The organism is Duganella paludis, from assembly GCF_054461335.1.
In genome coordinates this window covers 2380540-2396330 of record NZ_CM136922.1, presented here as the reverse complement: position 1 = coordinate 2396330, position 15791 = coordinate 2380540, and the positions used below count along the sequence as shown (strand labels likewise).

19 protein-coding genes and 1 pseudogene are annotated in these 15791 nt (G+C 63.5%); 15 read left to right on the top strand and 5 right to left on the bottom strand.

Annotated elements, in window-relative coordinates:
• Positions 1 to 10: 10 nt before the first annotated feature.
• Positions 11 to 496 (bottom strand): hypothetical protein, encoded by a 486-nt coding sequence (locus ACXZ1M_RS10810; protein ID WP_459053163.1) that lies wholly within the window; start codon positions 494 to 496, stop codon positions 11 to 13.
• Positions 497 to 628: 132 nt separating this feature from the next.
• Between ACXZ1M_RS10810 and ACXZ1M_RS10805 the strand changes: the two genes are divergently transcribed.
• From ACXZ1M_RS10805 to arsH, 7 genes and pseudogenes are all read left to right on the top strand, one after another.
• On the top strand, positions 629 to 892 hold the full coding sequence (locus ACXZ1M_RS10805; protein WP_459053162.1) for a hypothetical protein: 264 nt from the start codon (positions 629 to 631) through the stop codon (positions 890 to 892).
• 52 nt (positions 893 to 944) lie between these two features.
• Positions 945 to 1076, top strand: a complete 132-nt coding sequence (locus ACXZ1M_RS10800) for a hypothetical protein (RefSeq protein ID WP_459053161.1) — start codon at positions 945 to 947, stop codon at positions 1074 to 1076.
• 102 nt (positions 1077 to 1178) lie between these two features.
• Positions 1179 to 1664 (top strand): annotated as a pseudogene (locus ACXZ1M_RS10795) (arsinothricin resistance N-acetyltransferase ArsN1 family B); the annotation flags it as partial.
• 75 nt (positions 1665 to 1739) lie between these two features.
• Positions 1740 to 2057 (top strand): ArsR/SmtB family transcription factor, encoded by a 318-nt coding sequence (locus ACXZ1M_RS10790; protein WP_459053160.1) that lies wholly within the window; start codon positions 1740 to 1742, stop codon positions 2055 to 2057.
• A gap of 18 nt (positions 2058 to 2075) precedes the next feature.
• On the top strand, positions 2076 to 2555 hold the full coding sequence (locus tag ACXZ1M_RS10785; protein WP_459053159.1) for an arsenate reductase ArsC: 480 nt from the start codon (positions 2076 to 2078) through the stop codon (positions 2553 to 2555).
• Positions 2556 to 2569: 14 nt separating this feature from the next.
• Entirely contained in the window at positions 2570 to 3850 is a 1281-nt protein-coding gene (locus tag ACXZ1M_RS10780; protein ID WP_459053158.1) for an arsenic transporter, read from the top strand.
• 12 nt (positions 3851 to 3862) lie between these two features.
• Entirely contained in the window at positions 3863 to 4585 is a 723-nt protein-coding gene (gene arsH / locus ACXZ1M_RS10775; protein WP_459053157.1) for an arsenical resistance protein ArsH, read from the top strand.
• A 34-nt stretch (positions 4586 to 4619) separates the two neighbouring features.
• On the opposite strand, the gene ACXZ1M_RS10770 is transcribed toward arsH, so the two are convergent.
• Positions 4620 to 5342: a hypothetical protein gene (locus ACXZ1M_RS10770; RefSeq protein WP_459053156.1), complete on the bottom strand. Its 723-nt coding sequence runs from the start codon at positions 5340 to 5342 to the stop codon at positions 4620 to 4622.
• Positions 5343 to 5512: 170 nt separating this feature from the next.
• Between ACXZ1M_RS10770 and ACXZ1M_RS10765 the strand changes: the two genes are divergently transcribed.
• The 5 genes from ACXZ1M_RS10765 (at position 5513) to ACXZ1M_RS10745 (ending at position 9813) form a co-directional block, all read left to right on the top strand.
• Positions 5513 to 6157 carry a TetR/AcrR family transcriptional regulator gene (locus ACXZ1M_RS10765; protein ID WP_459053155.1) on the top strand — a complete coding sequence of 215 codons (645 nt, stop codon included), beginning with the start codon at positions 5513 to 5515 and terminating at the stop codon, positions 6155 to 6157.
• Between the two features lie 169 nt (positions 6158 to 6326).
• Positions 6327 to 6980 (top strand): protein-L-isoaspartate O-methyltransferase family protein, encoded by a 654-nt coding sequence (locus ACXZ1M_RS10760; protein ID WP_459053154.1) that lies wholly within the window; start codon positions 6327 to 6329, stop codon positions 6978 to 6980.
• Positions 6981 to 6994: 14 nt separating this feature from the next.
• On the top strand, positions 6995 to 7318 hold the full coding sequence (locus tag ACXZ1M_RS10755) for a rhodanese-like domain-containing protein (RefSeq protein ID WP_161007007.1): 324 nt from the start codon (positions 6995 to 6997) through the stop codon (positions 7316 to 7318).
• A gap of 86 nt (positions 7319 to 7404) precedes the next feature.
• Positions 7405 to 8748 (top strand): TolC family outer membrane protein, encoded by a 1344-nt coding sequence (locus tag ACXZ1M_RS10750; protein ID WP_459053153.1) that lies wholly within the window; start codon positions 7405 to 7407, stop codon positions 8746 to 8748.
• Positions 8749 to 8862: 114 nt separating this feature from the next.
• Positions 8863 to 9813, top strand: a complete 951-nt coding sequence (locus ACXZ1M_RS10745) for a hypothetical protein (protein ID WP_459053152.1) — start codon at positions 8863 to 8865, stop codon at positions 9811 to 9813.
• Here ACXZ1M_RS10745 and gloA read toward each other — a convergent pair.
• The 3 genes from gloA to ACXZ1M_RS10730 form a co-directional block, all read right to left on the bottom strand.
• A complete protein-coding gene (gene gloA, locus ACXZ1M_RS10740; RefSeq protein WP_459053151.1) occupies positions 9795 to 10202 on the bottom strand; it encodes a lactoylglutathione lyase in 408 nt (135 codons plus the stop codon). The two genes, ACXZ1M_RS10745 and gloA, sit on opposite strands and share 19 nt — an antisense overlap.
• Positions 10203 to 10242: 40 nt before the next feature.
• Positions 10243 to 11529 (bottom strand): PQQ-dependent sugar dehydrogenase, encoded by a 1287-nt coding sequence (locus ACXZ1M_RS10735; protein ID WP_459053997.1) that lies wholly within the window; start codon positions 11527 to 11529, stop codon positions 10243 to 10245.
• A gap of 72 nt (positions 11530 to 11601) precedes the next feature.
• Positions 11602 to 11841 (bottom strand): hypothetical protein, encoded by a 240-nt coding sequence (locus ACXZ1M_RS10730; RefSeq protein ID WP_459053150.1) that lies wholly within the window; start codon positions 11839 to 11841, stop codon positions 11602 to 11604.
• A 132-nt stretch (positions 11842 to 11973) separates the two neighbouring features.
• Between ACXZ1M_RS10730 and ACXZ1M_RS10725 the strand changes: the two genes are divergently transcribed.
• From ACXZ1M_RS10725 to recN, 3 genes are all read left to right on the top strand, one after another.
• A complete protein-coding gene (locus tag ACXZ1M_RS10725) occupies positions 11974 to 13035 on the top strand; it encodes a DUF3667 domain-containing protein (protein ID WP_459053149.1) in 1062 nt (353 codons plus the stop codon).
• Positions 13036 to 13167: 132 nt separating this feature from the next.
• Entirely contained in the window at positions 13168 to 14076 is a 909-nt protein-coding gene (locus tag ACXZ1M_RS10720; RefSeq protein ID WP_459053148.1) for an NAD kinase, read from the top strand.
• A gap of 17 nt (positions 14077 to 14093) precedes the next feature.
• Complete coding sequence (gene recN / locus ACXZ1M_RS10715) at positions 14094 to 15746, top strand: DNA repair protein RecN (protein WP_459053147.1); 1653 nt, start codon at positions 14094 to 14096, stop codon at positions 15744 to 15746.
• Positions 15747 to 15791 lie beyond the last annotated feature (45 nt).

Here is a 15791-nt window from a genome sequence, read left to right as displayed (position 1 = left end):
TTCTCCTGAGTTATTCGAACTGGATGCGGGTGATGTAATAGGGACTGTAGGCCGTGGCCTGTCCTTGCCAGGCGATGCCGTCGATGGCTTTGCCGTCGGCGACGAGCTCCTTGAGCGGGACTTCAACCTGGGTCCAGGTTTTGGCCTTGGGCTGGATGACGTAGTTGGAGTCCGCCGGCTTGCCGTCGACCATGGCCTTGATCATCAAGGACTGGCCGCCTTGCGCGCCGCCATTGATGCTGAAGGTGAGCTTGGTGTAGCCGGTGGGGACGAAGGCGTCGCGGTGCAGCGCCAGCGCGCTCCATGGTTCGCCCTGGACCTTGATCGGCTTGGCGCCGCCGGCCGGCACGCTCAGGTCGACCTTGGCCCAGCTCCAGTTTTGCCAGCCATTTCTCAGTTCATCGTCATAGATGATGAGGGCTGGTGTTTCGGCGAGTGATGGCTTGGCCAGCGCCAAGCCAGCCACGGCCGCGATAAACCCGCGACGAGTCGGCATGATGTCTCCTATGGATTTTTAGTTATTGGTGACGAAAAATGTACAGTGATGCTGGCAGTCTGACAACTAAACTGTGCATTCCTGACGTTGTTTAGTCGAACCCGCGCAACGCCGCCGGGGTAGAATAGGGCGATGCGCATCTTTCGATTCCTGTTGCTGGCACTGTTCATCCTGAGCTCCTCCGCACAAGCGGTGGCCTCGGTGCATGGCTGCTGCCCTGCGGCGGATTGCGGCATGGCCCAGTGCATGGACATGGGCTGCGCGCCGGCGCTGCCGGCCGTGGCCTTCAATCGCCCGGCGGCCGCGCTGGCGATGTCGGTGGCGCCGGTGTACGTGGCGCATGTCGCGACGCGGCCATCCGATCCTTTTGAGGAAATCTGGACGCCGCCTGATTGAGTAGTCGATTGTGAAACGACGATCGACATTACTCACTTCTCAAGGAATGACCATGAAATCAAAAACCGTTAAATTCGCCGTGGCCGTTGGTTTGCTGTTGAGTTCGGCCGCAGCCCTTGCGGCTAGCGCCGGCTGCTGTGGCGACGTGATCTGCTGCATCAAGATGCTGGTCTGCTGCCCTTAAGCGCTGACGTAGCAATCCGGAGAATGGCCCGCCGTTAACACGGCGGGCCATTTTTGTTAGGATGCAGGCATCTCAGGAGAAACCATGTAAGTACGCGCCGCACACGCAGACGATGCCCAGGCCATCGCCGCCATCTACAATCCTTTCATCGCCAACACCACCATCAGCTTCGAGGAGCAGGCCGTCACCGATGCCGAGATGGCGCGGCGTATCGCCGACGTGCAGGCGGCGGGCTTGCCTTGGCTGGTGATGGAACAGGATGGCAAGGTGGCCGGCTATGCCTACGCCACCAAGTGGCGGGTGCGGCACGCTTACCGGTTCTCGGTCGAGAGTTCGGTGTACCTGACGCCCGAATTCACCGGTCGCGGCGTCGGTAGCGCCCTGTATTCGGCACTGCTGGAGCGGCTGGATGTGCTGGGCTGTCATCTGGTCATCGGCGGCATCGCCTTGCCGAACGACGCCAGCATCGCCCTGCACGAGAAACTGGGATTCGAAAAAGTGGCGCAGTTCCGCGAGGTCGGCTTCAAATTCGGCCGCTGGCTCGATGTCGGCTACTGGCAGAAAACGCTGGGCGCGACTCCAAATTGATACTTCGATAGTATTTGAAATGTCGCCATTTTCGCGGTACTATATTTCGATAATCGTTGAAATGTGAAAGTAACCATGGAAACCAAGGAAGTCCTGGCGGCGCTGGCCGCCATCGCCCAGGAGAGCCGGCTGGCGGTGTTCCGGCTGCTGGTGCAGGTTGGGCCGGATGGCATGGCGGCCACCAAGATCGCCGAGCAGCTCGATATCGCGCCCTCGTCGCTGTCCTTCCATCTGAAGGAGCTCACGCACGCCAAGCTGATCACCTCGCGCAGCGAAGGGCGCTTTGTGATCTATGCGGCCGATGTCACGGTCATGAACGGCCTGATCGGCTACCTCACCGAAAACTGCTGCGGCGGCGTGCCTTGCGGCCCGTCCGGCTGCGGTCCTTGCTGATAACTACACACATACCCTATGAATATCCTCTTTCTCTGCACCGGCAACTCGTGCCGCTCCGTTCTGTCCGAAGCCACCTTCAACCACCTGGCGCCAGCCGGACTCAAGGCCATCAGCGCCGGCAGCCAGCCGGCCGGCAAGCTGCATCCGCGCGCCGTTGAGCTGCTGCACGCCAAGGGCATCTCGACCGACGGCTACTACAGCAAATCGTGGAACGACCTGCCGGTGACGCCCGACATCGTGGTCACCGTGTGCGGCAGCGCGGCGGGCGAGACTTGCCCGGCCTACCTCGGCCCGGTGCTGCGCACCCACTGGGGCGTGGACGATCCCGGCCACGTGGTCGGCACGGAGGCGGAAATCACCGCCGCCTTCGAACAGACTTACGCCATCATCCGCGCCCGCATCACGGCCTTCCTGGCGCTGCCGCTGGCGGAACTGAGCCAGGACCGGACGCGGTTCAAATCCGAGCTCGATAAAATCGGCACCTTGCTGGCCTGAGCCGGGGGAACTGGGTGCTGATCGCATTTCTGATTTTCCTCGCGACGCTGGTCCTGGTCATCTGGCAGCCGCGCGGCCTCGGCATTGGCTGGAGCGCGGCGGCCGGCGCCGTGGTGGCGCTGCTGGCAGGCGTGATCCACGTTGGTGACATTCCTGTGGTGTGGCACATCGTCTGGAACGCCACCGGCACTTTCGTGGCGATCATCGTCATCAGCCTGCTGCTTGACAAGGCCGGTTTCTTCGAGTGGGCCGCGCTGCACGTCGCGCGCTGGGGCGGCGGCAATGGCCAGCGCCTGCTCGTGCTGCTGGTGCTGTTGGGCGCCGCCGTGTCCGCGCTGTTCGCCAACGATGGCGCGGCGCTGATCCTGACGCCGATCGTCATCGCCATGCTGCGCGCGCTGCGTTTCCCGGCCAAGGCCACGCTGGCCTTCGTCATGGCCGCCGGCTTCATCGCCGACACGGCCAGCCTGCCGCTGGTGGTGTCGAATCTGGTGAACATTGTATCGGCCGATTATTTCAATATCGGCTTTGCCCGCTATGCCGCCGTCATGACGCCGGTGGATCTGGTGTCCGTGGCCGCCACGCTGGGCGCGCTGATGTGGTTCTTCCGCAAGGATATTCCGCCCCGCTACGACCTGGCCCAGCTGAAGGCGCCGGCCGAGGCGATCCACGACCGCGCCACCTTTCTCACCGGCTGGTGGGTGTTGGGACTGCTGCTGGTAGGCTGCTTCTGGTTGGAGCCGCTGGGCGTGCCGATCAGCGCCATCGCGGCGGTGGGCGCCGTGCTGTTGTTGGCGGTCGCCGCGCGCGGCCACAAGATCTCCACGCGCGCGGTGCTCGCCAACGCGCCGTGGCAGGTGGTGGTGTTCTCGCTCGGCATGTATCTGGTGGTGTACGGCTTGCGCAATGCCGGCCTGACCGGCTACCTCACCACCGCGCTGAACGCTTGCGCGGCCTATGGCGTATGGGGTGCGGCGCTGGGAACCGGCGTCATCACGGCGCTGCTGTCGTCGGTGATGAACAATATGCCGACGGTGCTGATCGGCGCCCTGTCGATTGACGCCACCACCGCGCACGGCGTGGTGCGCGAGGCCATGATCTACGCCAACGTGATCGGCAGCGACCTGGGGCCGAAGATCACGCCGATCGGCAGCCTGGCGACGCTGCTGTGGTTGCACGTCCTGGAGAGCAAGGAGATCCGCATCTCCTGGGGCTACTATTTCCGCGTCGGCGTGGTCCTGACCGCGCCGGTGCTGTTGATCACCTTGGCCGCGCTGGCCGTGCGCCTGGCTTAATGGAGACTGTTCATGACCATCGATAAGATTGCGAACCTGCCCAACATCAATCCCGCGCAACTGGACTTGCCGGACATGGACAAGCTGGCCCAGGTCGGCGAACTGAACCACCCGCCGCGCATCCTGATGCTGTACGGCTCGCTGCGCGAGCGTTCCTTCAGCCGCTTCTTGACCGAAGAGGCCGCGCGCATCCTGGAAAACTTCGGCGCCGAGGTGAGAATCTTCAACCCGATGGAGCTGCCGATGGCCGGCAGCGTGCCGGAGGACCATCCGAAGGTGGTCGAGCTGCGCGAGCTGTGCCTGTGGTCCGAAGGGCAGGTCTGGTGCAGCCCGGAGCGGCACGGCGCCATCACCGCCGTCATGAAGAACCAGATCGACTGGATACCGCTGGAGATGGGCGCGATCCGGCCGAGCCAGGGGCGCACGCTGGCGGTGATGCAGGTGTGCGGCGGCTCGCAGTCCTTCAACGTGGTCAACACCCTGCGTTTGCTGGGACGCTGGATGCGCATGTTCACCATTCCCAACCAATCGTCGGTGCCGATGGCGTACAAGGAGTTCGATGACGAAGGGCGTATGCGCCGGTCGGGCTACTACGACCGCGTGGTGGACGTGATGGAGGAACTGTACAAGATGACGCTGCTGCTGCGCGGCCGCACCGACTACCTGACCGATCGCTACAGCGAACGCAACGAGCGCGCGGTCAAGGCCATCAATGCCGCGATCCGAAAGATTTAGCGCGCGCTGGCGAGGCAAGTCCTACCCGATTGGATCACTTGGATAGGAATATTTCCAAAAACCTTTTTTCACTGGCTTTGAACCACAAGTACGTGCCTGACCACAGCGATCCAAAGAACAGTGAAATTAACGCGAAGGCAAACCATTGGATGAGGGTCTTGTTAGCGTCCTGGTCGTTAAACATCATCATGAGGTCACTAAACGGTTTCTTAAGCCCCACCACCATAAAGAACATGATGCCAGCCGAGACAGTTAGCCCGCTGAAGTGCATGGTTAGCGACCCTCCGGGCTGTTTCTTGGTGATGCTGGTTGCGGTCTTTGCCGTGCATTTGTACTCGGCATAGAGCGTGCGTTTTGGCTCGCTTCTTCGGAAGAACCAGGGGCGCGCCTCTCGCTTTGCCCTCTCCCAATCATGCTTCAGTAGCAATGCCATGCGTTCAGTCAGTTCGTTGAGCGCGGCATCCAGGTCCGTTGAATCGACAAGTCCTTTAGCTACCGCAACGATGCTCATGTCCTCGGTGTCGAATGGATTTAGGTTCAACATGAGCTGGATACAATGGAGTTCAACTTCATTGGCATTCGCATCGCGAGCAGCTTTGGTGAGTGCATCAGCAAGCTTCCGCATTTCGCCGCGCCATATGGCACGTTCATGCGTGATATTTTCCATGTGGATTTTTCGCTCGCTGCTGTGGAGGGATACGGCTGCAGCCACCAAGCCAGCCATGACGGTTGATGAAAGTACGGTAGAAATGTCCAAGATAGTTATGCTCAGGTTAAACTAATATTTCCAATAAAAAACATGACAAGGATAACATTAGTTTCCTGGAATGGATGGTTGGATCGCTTATCAATACATATGCTTGCTTGACGCTGCCCGCACTTGCGTTTATATTAATGACTCACAAGTAAGTTACTTTCAACATACCCATGCAAGCCCCTCAAGATACCAAGCCACGCTGGGAGCGGCGCAAGGATGCGCGGCCGCAGGAGTTGCTGGCGGCGGCGCTGGACCAGTTCGTTGAGCGCGGCTATGCCGCCACCCGCCTGGAAGACGTGGCCAAACACGCCGGCGTCTCCAAGGGCACGCTGTATCTGTATTTCGCCAACAAGGAAGAATTGTTCAAGGCCGTGGTGCGCGCCAATATCGTCGCCACCATCGGTGAGGCCGAGCAGGATGCGGCCGCTTTCGACGGCCCCAGCGGCGAGCTGCTGGGCACGCTGTTGATGAAGTGGTGGGCCGAAATCTGCGCCACGCCGCTGGGCGGGATCACCAAGCTCATCCTCTCGGAAGGCAATAATTTCCCCGAGCTGGCGCAGTTTTACAACGAAGAGGTGGTGGCGCGCGGCAGCAATCTGTTCATCCAGGTGCTGATCCGGGGCATCGAGCGCGGCGAGTTCCGCCCGGTCGACCCAGTGGTCATGACCCAGGTGCTGATCGCGCCGGTGCTGATGCTGATGATGTGGACCCACTCCTTCATGCCCAGCTGCGACATGCCGCCGGTGGCTCCGCAAGCCTTCATGGAAACCTTCATCAGCACCACCGTGCGCGGTTTGCGCCCTGATGCGCCGTGATCCGCCGTGCCGGTTTTTCCATCCAGCTTGCCTTTTTCGCAGGTTCACCCCCCTTAAACTGCAGACTGTCGCAATTTCCCGCGATCCCGCCGTCTAATCGTTAATATGTGCCTCCATGCCAGTTCAACGATAAAATGACGGATTATTTAATCCCGACATGAGTCATAAGATGAATATCGAACAAGCCCGCTTCAACATGATCGAACAGCAAATCCGCCCTTGGGACGTCCTGGACGCCGAAGTTCTGGAGTTGCTGCACGTTGTCAAACGTGAAAACTTCGTCCCGGCCGCGCACAAGGCGCTGGCCTTCGCCGACATCGAAATCCCGCTGCCCGGCGGCGAATCGATGCTGGCGCCGAAGATCGAGGCCCGCTTGCTGCAGGACCTGGGCCTGAAGAAGCACGAAGCCGTGCTGCAGATCGGCGCCGGTTCGGGCTACCTGGCGGCGCTGCTGTCGCACAAGGCGCGTCAGGTGACGGCGGTGGAACTGTCGCCGGAGCTGAAGGCGATGGCGGAAAAGAATTTGGCCGACAACGGCATCACCAACGTGACCGTGGAACTGGGCGACGGCGCGCAGGGCTGGAGCAGTGGTGCACCGTACGACGTGATCGTGGTGTCGGGTTCGCTGCCGGTGCTGCCGGAAGCGATGTTGCAGCAATTGAAAGTGGGCGGCCGTCTGGCGGTCATCATCGGCCAGGCGCCGGCGATGAAGGCGCAGTTGATCACCCGCACCGGCGAAGCCGGCTACGACACCCGCACCCTGTTCGAGACCAACGTCAAGGCGCTGGCATCGGCGGTGGCGCCGTCGCAGTTCAAGTTTTAAACGGAAGGTTAGCCATGCAGCAGATTACCGCGCTGGAGCTGGCCGACTGGCTGGCGGATGATGCGCGTCCGAGCCCGATGTTGCTCGACGTGCGAGAAAACTGGGAGTTCGAGACCTGCCGCATCGACGGTTCGGTCCAGATCCCGATGAATACCATACCGGCGCGCATCGACGACCTGGATGAGGATGCGGCGATCGTCTGCATCTGCCATCACGGCGCGCGCAGTATGCAGGTGGCCGCCTTCCTGGAGCGTAACGGCTTCGGCAAGATGGTCAACCTGACCGGCGGCATCCACGCCTGGGCGCTGCAAGTCGATAGCACGATGGCCAAATATTGACGGTGGCCGCGCGCTGTCGCTGGCGCGGCGCCTAGGCAGTGTTTTTGATTTGTTCAACTTTTTAGATGACTCCAATGGAGATTGCAATGCAGAGACCCCTTATCGCCGTGCTGATCGCCAGCGCCTTCCTGACGCTCAACGCACAGGCGGCCGACCTGCTTCAGGTGTACCAGCAAGCCCTGGCCAATGACGCCACCTATGCCAGCGCCCGCTCTTCGCTTGCGGCCGGCCAGGAACGCATCACCCAGGGCCGCGCGGGTCTGCTGCCGAGCATCAGCGCCAGCGGTCAGAATCTGCGCAACAACGGCGAGTTCATTCCCTTCAACGAAGGCGCGCTGGACGTGTCGGGTGGCCAGCTGGGTTTGGTTTCGCGCCGCAACGCCGACAACCATACCAACAGCTACACCGTTTCCCTGAGCCAGCCGCTGTTCAACTGGGGCCTGTGGCAGACCTACCAGCAGAGCAAGTTGTCGCAGGCCGTGGCCGAGTCGACCTTCGCCCAAGCCCGCCAGGACTTGATCACCCGCGTGGCGCAAGCGTATTTCGACGTGCTGACGGCGCAGGACAACCTGACCTCGACCCAGGCGCAGAAAGTGGCCACCACCGAGCAGCTGGCCTCGGCCAAGCGCAACTTTGAAGTGGGCACCCAGACCATCACCGATACCCACGAGGCGCAAGCGGCCTACGACCTGGTGGTGGCGCAGGAGTTCGCGGCCATCAACGATCTGGACAACAAGCGCACCGCGCTGCAGGTCATCATCGGCAAGGCGCCGGGCGAACTGTCCCCGCTGCGCACCGGCGTGACCATCGAACCGCCGTCGCCGGCGGCGGTCGATCCATGGGTCAGCTCGGCCGAAGGCCAGAACTTCTCGGTGATCGCGGCCCAGCTGTCGCTGGAAATCGCCAAGCGCGAAATTTCCCGCAACCGCGCCAACCACATGCCGACCCTGAACCTGACGGCGGCGGCCCAGCACACCAACCAGACCGCCAGCGGCGCCAACAACAACAAGGCCATCGGCGTGAGCTGGAACGTGCCGATCTTCAGCGGCTTCGCCGTCACCAGCCAGGTGCGTGAATCGATCGCGCTGGAAGACAAGGCCCGCAACGACCTGGAAGCGACCAAGCGCGCCGCCACCCAGACCGCGCGCGCCGCCTTCCTCGGCATGACCAGCGGCCTGGCCCAGGTCAAGGCGCTGGAAGCGGCCGAAGTGTCGAGCAAGTCTTCGCTCGATTCGAACAAGCTCGGTTACCAGGTCGGCGTGCGCATCAACATCGACGTGCTGAATGCGCAGAAGCTGCTGTACTCGACCCAGAAAGACCTGTCGAAAGCACGCTACGACACCATCATGAACGGCCTGCGCCTGAAGTCGGCTTCCGGCACCCTGAAGGAAGAGGACCTGGTGCCAATCAACTCGCTGCTGGCGCGTTAAGCCGCACCGCTTACTCCCATCGCCGGCCTTCGCGCCGGCGTTTTTTTTGGGGAGCGTGGACGAAGACGGCGGGAGCGGGTACTATCCGGCCTCGTTATCAAAAAAGTACATCGCATGACTGTCTCCGAAAAATTCTTCCGTTCCCAATGGTTGGCGCTGATCGGCGGTTTCGCCTTGCTGGCGCTGCTGGTCATGATCTGGCGCTGGGGCGGTACGGTCGAGGATTCGCTGGCCTACTTCAACACCGCGCGCTACCTGCGCGGCGAAATCCCCGCCAGCGAACTGCGCGCGCCTTTCCCATACCGCCTGCTGGCGCCGGCCCTGGCCGCCGCCATCCCGGGCGACACGCGCCAGAGCTTCGCGCTGCTGAACTGGCTGTGCGTAAGCGCCACCGCCGTGGTGATGGCGCTGGCCATGCTGCGCGTGAACGCCGGCCGCAAGGCCGCCATGATCGCCGGGTTGATGATGATCCTGTCGGTGCCGACCTTCTGGTATGCGCCGTATCTGCTGACCGATCCGGCCTCGATCTGCGCCCGCGCCGTCTTCGTGCTGGCCGTGTTGAGCGGCCAGCCTTGGCTGGCGGCGCTGGCCGGCATCGCCGGCTCCGCCGTGCGTGAAGAGAATATCCTGCTGCTGGTGTGGCTGGTGGGCATGCGCCGCATCGCCATCATGCCGGGGCTGGCCGCGCTGGCGGCGGCCGGGGCCTGGATGGTGGCCGTGCGCTGGTGGCTGATTCCGGGCCTGCCGAGCTATGTGTGGGCGCCGAGTATCGGCACGGTGATCGCGGCGCTGCAGGATGTGCGCTCGCTGGCCTCGCTGGCGACGGCGGTCGGCGTGGTGCTGCCGCTGGCGCTGCTGGGCATGTTTGGCGCCGGATCGGCTGCGGCAGCGCAGCTGCGTCCATTGAAATCGCTGTTGTGCCTGATGGCGCTGCCGCCGCTGTACGCCGCGCTGTGCGTGCGCGTGGACGGCCGCGCGATCTGGGGCTTGTACCCGATGCTGGTGCCGTTCGCCGCCATCTGGCTGGCGGCGCGGCTGGGACGTTCTTACAAGCCGGCGCCCTGAGCGTTGAAGCTGCGCTCGATCAGTTCGATCTTGTAGCCGTCCGGGTCGGTGACGAAGGCGATCACGGTGCTGCCGCCCTTGACCGGGCCGGGCTCGCGCGTGACGGTGCCGCCGTTGGCCTTCACGGCGGCGGCCGCGCTGTAGATGTCGTCCGCCGAAATGGCGATGTGGCCGTAGGCCGTGCCCATGTCGTAGCTGGTGGTGCCGTAGTTGTAGGTCAGTTCCAGCTCGGCGTGGTCCGGGTTGGCGCCGTAGCCGAGGAAGGCCAGCGTGTATTTGTACTCGGGATTGTCGCTGGTGCGCAGCAGCTTCATGCCCAGCACCTTGGTGTAGAAATCGATGGAACGCTGCAGGTCGCCGACCCGCAGCATGGTGTGCAAAATGCGCATGGTAAATCCTTGTCTGTGATGAAGCGAAACAAGGATTTTATCAGCGGCCGGCCGTTTGCGCCGACGGCGCCACGCGCCAGATCACGTTGGCGACGTCGTCGGCCACCAGCAGCGCGCCTTGCTTGTCCACCGCCACGCCCACCGGCCGGCCCAGCGCCTTGCCGTCGCTGCTGAGGAATCCGGCCAGGAAGTCCTGCGGCGGTCCGGACGGCTTGCCGCCGCTGAACGGCACGAACACCACTTTATACCCGCTGTGCGGCTTGCGGTTCCACGAACCATGCTGGCCGACGAAGGCGCCGCCCTGGTAGCGCTGCGGGAACAGCGCCGCCTCATAGAAGGTCAATCCCAGCGAGGCGGTGTGGCTGCCCAGCGCGTAGTCGGGCGCGATGGCGGTGGCCACCAGCTCGGGTTTGGGTGGCGACACGCGCTTGTCCACGTGCTGGCCGTAGTAGCTGTAGGGCCAGCCGTAGAAGCCGCCTTCCTTCACCGACGTCATATAGTCCGGCACCAGGTCGTTGCCCAGTTCGTCGCGTTCGTTCACCGTGGTCCACAGCGCCTTCGATTGCGGCTCCCAGGCCAGGCCGTTGGGGTTGCGCAGGCCGGTGGCGAACAGGCGTGATTTGTTGGTGGCCAGGTCCAGCTGCCAGATGGCGGCGCGGCCCACCTCCGCATCCATGCCGTTCTCGGCGACGTTGCTGTTGGAGCCGACTGTCGCGTACAGGTATTTGCCGTCCGGGCTGGCGATGATGTTCTTGGTCCAGTGGTGGTTGATGGTGCCGGCCGGCAGGTCCATCACCTTGACGCCGGGCGCGCTGATGCTGGTGGCGCCGTCCTGGTAGGGGAAGCGCAGCACGGCGTCGGAGTTGGCCACGTACAGGTTGTTGCCGACCAAGACCATGCCGAACGGTGAGTTCAGTCCGCTGAGGAAAACGTGGCGGCTCTGCGCCGCGCCGCTGCCGTCCACCCCGCGCAGCAGCGTGATGCGGTTGGCCGACGGCGTGGCGGCGCCGGCTTTCTTTTGCATGTGCTTCATCACCGCGCCTTTGATGCCCTTGGCGTCGTCCGGCTTGGGCGGGGCGTTGGTTTCGGCCACCAGCACGTCGCCGTTGGGCAGCGTGGCCAGCCAGCGCGGATGATCGAAGTCGCGCGCGTAGGCCGTTACGCTGAAGCCGGGCGGCGCCATCGGCTTGCCTTGCGCCGAGAACGGCGCCGCCGGGGCGACGTTGACCGTCGGGATCAGCTTGCGGTCGGGCTCGGGCAATTGCGGCGAGGGGCCAAAGCCGGTCGGATAGGATTGCGCCTGCGCCAAGTGCGGCGCGGCCAGCATGGAAAACAGGGCGAGGACAATTGCGAGTGGTTGGTGCAGGTGCTGGTGACGGCGCATGGACGGGCTCCTGGTTCAGTCGCGTTTAACGTTGGGCTGAGGCTGGGCCTCGGCGTCGGCGCGCGGCTTTTGTACGCCGCGCTGGTTGTGCAGGTCGGTGTCGACCATGCCGCTGTCGATGTCGGCGGCGGCCTGGTGCATGATGCTGCGCGGCTTGGCGCCGTTGGCGTCGGGCGACTCGTCGCGCTCGTGCGGCATGCGCTTGGCGCCATCGTCCTTCACCTTGGCGTCTGTGTTGACGTGCTGGTCTTTCATGGCGGTCTCCCTCGTATGTGCTTGAAGTCATCATAGCGAGTTGGTTTTGCATCAGTCGCCACATTGAATTTTGACAATAGTGGCGGGAAGTCGTTTATCATTTAGACCACTTTCCACCTCAGGATTTTCTGCATGAGCAACGCCCATACGCTGGACAACCGCAGCAACTGTGCCAATTGCGACGCGCCGCTGAGCGGCCACTACTGTTCACAATGCGGGCAGGAGGCGGTGCTGCATACGGCCAGCGTGCGCGAGTTCCTGCACGAATTTATCGGCCACTACGTGGCGCTGGAGGGCAAGCTGTGGGGATCGCTGAAGCGCCTGATCTTCCAGCCGGGCGAGCTGACCAATGAATACATGCGCGGCCGCCGCGTGCGCTATGTGCAGCCGCTGCGCATGTACCTGACCTTCAGCGTGCTGTTCTTCGCGCTGTTCAAACTCACGGCCGATGGCGGCACCGAGGTCGACCTCAAGGTCGACGGCCAGACCACGGCCGCCAAGGTGGTGGCGCCGGCGCGCGTGCTGGCCGACACGGTGGTCAAGGAACAGGCGAGGATCGCCGCGCCGCCGGATGCGGAAACCGCGCAGAGCAAGTCGGCTGCCAAGGAGGCGGTGGCCGATATGGTCAGCGAGATGGCGGCCGAAGACGCCAAGTCGGAAATGCGCGCCGCCAAGGCCCAGGAAGCCAAGCCGGAGACCGAAGAAAACGTCGACATGAACATCAACGAGGAATACATCGACGGTAAGCTGACCGACTGGCCGCTGCTGCGCCGCCAGTGGCACGCGCTGAACCAGCTGCCGCCGGACGAGCAGGTGAAGGTGTTCAAGAACGGCATGAGCCATTACGCGCCGTATGCGATTTTCTGCCTGATGCCGGTGTTCGCGCTGTTCCTCAAGGTGCTGTACCTGGGCTCGGGCAGGAGCTTCGGCGAGCACATGCTGTTCGCGCTGCACACCAATGCCTTTGCCTTCCTGATGTTCAGCGTGGTGCTGCTGGCGCATTTCGGGCTGCTGCAGTTCGCGCTGTGGTGCTGGCTGATCGGCTACCTGCCGTGGGCCATGCGCCGCGTGTACCACAGCAGCCGCTTCGGCACCTTCTGGCGCTGGTCGCTGCTGATGCTGTTCTACCTGCTGGCGCTGGCGTTGGCGCTGGCGGTGTCGGCCGCGATGGGCGTGTTGTCGGTCGGGCATTAATCAGCTAGATGCTGGGCTTGCACAAAGCACTGTTTAAATGTACAGTGATGGCGCTAGCGGGTGATAGCAGAAGCCGGCGATATGGGTTACCCTGCTGCGTGTTCCCGCCCCTAGCCTGAAGCCGAGACTTTTATGACGATCACGCAAGCTGTTTTCCACACTATCGCACTGGTCGTGCGCCCGAACACCGACGGCATCGCCGAGTCGGTGGGCAGCGTGGTCGAGTTTCTGGAACGCGGCGGCTACGAGGTGGTGCTGGAAGAACAGACCGCCGCCCACCTCGGCCTGCAGCTCGACGACAAGCGCGTGATGAGCGCGGCCGGCATCGGCGCCGAGTGCGACGCCGCCGTGGTGATGGGCGGTGACGGCACCATGCTGGGTATCGCGCGCCAGCTGGCGCCGTTCAACGTGCCGCTGATCGGCATCAACCAGGGCCGGCTCGGCTTCATGACCGACATTCCCCTCGAAGGCATGCATGACGCGCTGGCGCGCATGCTGGGCGGCAGCTATCAGGCCGAACGCCGCACCCTGCTGGAAGGCCGCGTGATGCGCGGCGACGACGTGATCCACGTCGGCATGGCCGTCAACGACGTGGTGGTCTCGCGCGGCGCCGGCGCCGGCATGGCCGAGCTGCGGGTCGACGTCGACGGCCAGTTCATGTACAACCAGCGTTCCGACGGCTTGATCATTTCCACGCCCACCGGCTCCACCGCCTATGCCTTGTCGGCCGGCGGGCCGCTGCTGCATCCGGCGCTGGGCGGCATCGTGCTGGTGCCGATTGCGCCGCACGCGCTGTCGAACCGTCCCATCGTGCTGCCGGAATCGAGCGAGATCGTGATTGAAATCGTGCGCGGGCGCGACATCAGCGTCAACTTCGACATGCAAACCTTCGCCAGCTTGCAAATGCAGGACCGCATCGTGATCCAGCGCTCGCCGCATGCGATCACCTTCCTACACCCGGAAGGCTGGAGCTACTACAACACCCTGCGTGAAAAGCTGCACTGGAACGAGTATCCGTCCGGTGAGGGCAAACTCAATTAACCACTTTACAGGTCTCCATGCTGCGTACCCTGTCCATCCGTGATTTCGTTATTGTCGATACGATAGAACTGGAATTTTCCGCCGGCTTCACGGTGTTCACCGGCGAGACCGGGGCCGGCAAGTCGATCCTGATCGATGCGCTGACGCTGGCGCTGGGTGGACGCGGCGATGCCAGCGTGGTACGCGAGGGAGCGGCCAAGGCCGACATCACGGCCGATTTCGCGGTCAACCAGCAGGCCGGCGATTGGCTGGCGGCGCATGAATTCGCGGTCGAGGAGGGCGGCGCGCTGCTGCGCCGCGTGATCGACAACGCCGGCCGCAGCAAGGCGTATATCAACGGTGTGGCGGCGACGGCGGCGCAGTTGCGCGAGCTGGGCGACCTGCTGGTCGACATCCACGGCCAGCACGCGCACCAGTCGCTGATGAAGACCGAGGCGCAGCGCGTGCTGCTCGACGGCCAGGCCGGCGCCGACGGCGATGCGCGCGCGGTGGCGGCGGCCTACAAGGCCTGGCGCGCGCTGGCCAAACAGCTGGAGGAGTTCGAGGCCAACGCCGCCAACATGCTGTATGAGCGCGAGCGGCTGGAGTGGCAGGTCAATGAACTGGAAAAGCTGGCGGTCAAGCCGGGCGAGTGGGCGGAGGTCAGCAATGAGCAAAGCCGCCTGTCGCACGCGGCCAGCCTGCTGGAGGGCGCGCAGGAGGCGCTGGCGGTGATTTCCGAGGCCGAGGATCATCCGATCCTGTCGCAGCTGTCGTCGCTGAACCAGAAGCTGGGCAAGCTGGCCGATATCGATACCGGCTTGCAGGCCATCGTCGATCTGATCGAGCCGGCGCGCATCCAGTTGCAGGAGGCGGTGTATGCGCTCAACGATTATCTCGATCGCGTGGACCTCGATCCCGAGCGGCTGCGCAAAGTGGAAGCGCGCATGGACGCCATCCACTCGGCGGCGCGCAAGTTCCGCGTGCCGGAAGAACAGCTGCCGGAAGAGCACAGCAAGCTGGCCGAGTGCCTGGCGCAGATTGCCGACGCCAGCGACATCGAAGGCTTGCGCAAGCAGGAAGAAAAACTCAAGGCGGCCTATATGACGGAAGCGCAGCGCCTGTCGGCCACGCGCGCGCAGGCGGCGACGCAGTTGGGCGGCGCGGTCACCAGGGCGATGCAGGAATTGAACATGACGGGCGGCCGTTTCGAGGTGGCGCTGAATGCCTGCGAGCCGGCGGCGTATGGACTGGAGCAGGTGGAGTTCCTGGTGGCCGGCCATGCCGGCGTGGCGGCGCGGCCGCTGGCCAAGGTGGCGTCCGGCGGTGAATTGGCGCGCATCTCGCTGGCGATTTCGGTGATCACTTCGAATGCCACCACGGTGCCGACGCTGATCTTCGATGAAGTGGATAGCGGCATCGGTGGCGGCGTGGCCGAGGTGGTGGGGCGTTTGCTGCGGCGGCTGGGGCAGGAGCGCCAGGTGCTGTGCGTGACGCACTTGCCGCAGGTGGCCAGCCAGGCCGGCCAGCACTTCCAGGTGGCGAAAGGAACGCTGGACAACGGCAAGACCGCCTCGCGCATCGAGGTGCTGGATTCGAAATCGCGCGTGGAAGAAATCGCGCGCATGCTGGGCGGCCTGGAAATCACCGCCACCACCCGCAAGCACGCCCGCGAGCTGCTGGCGTCTTGATATAGCTCAGTCCCGCGCGCGCAAAAAGGACTAAGATTGATCATT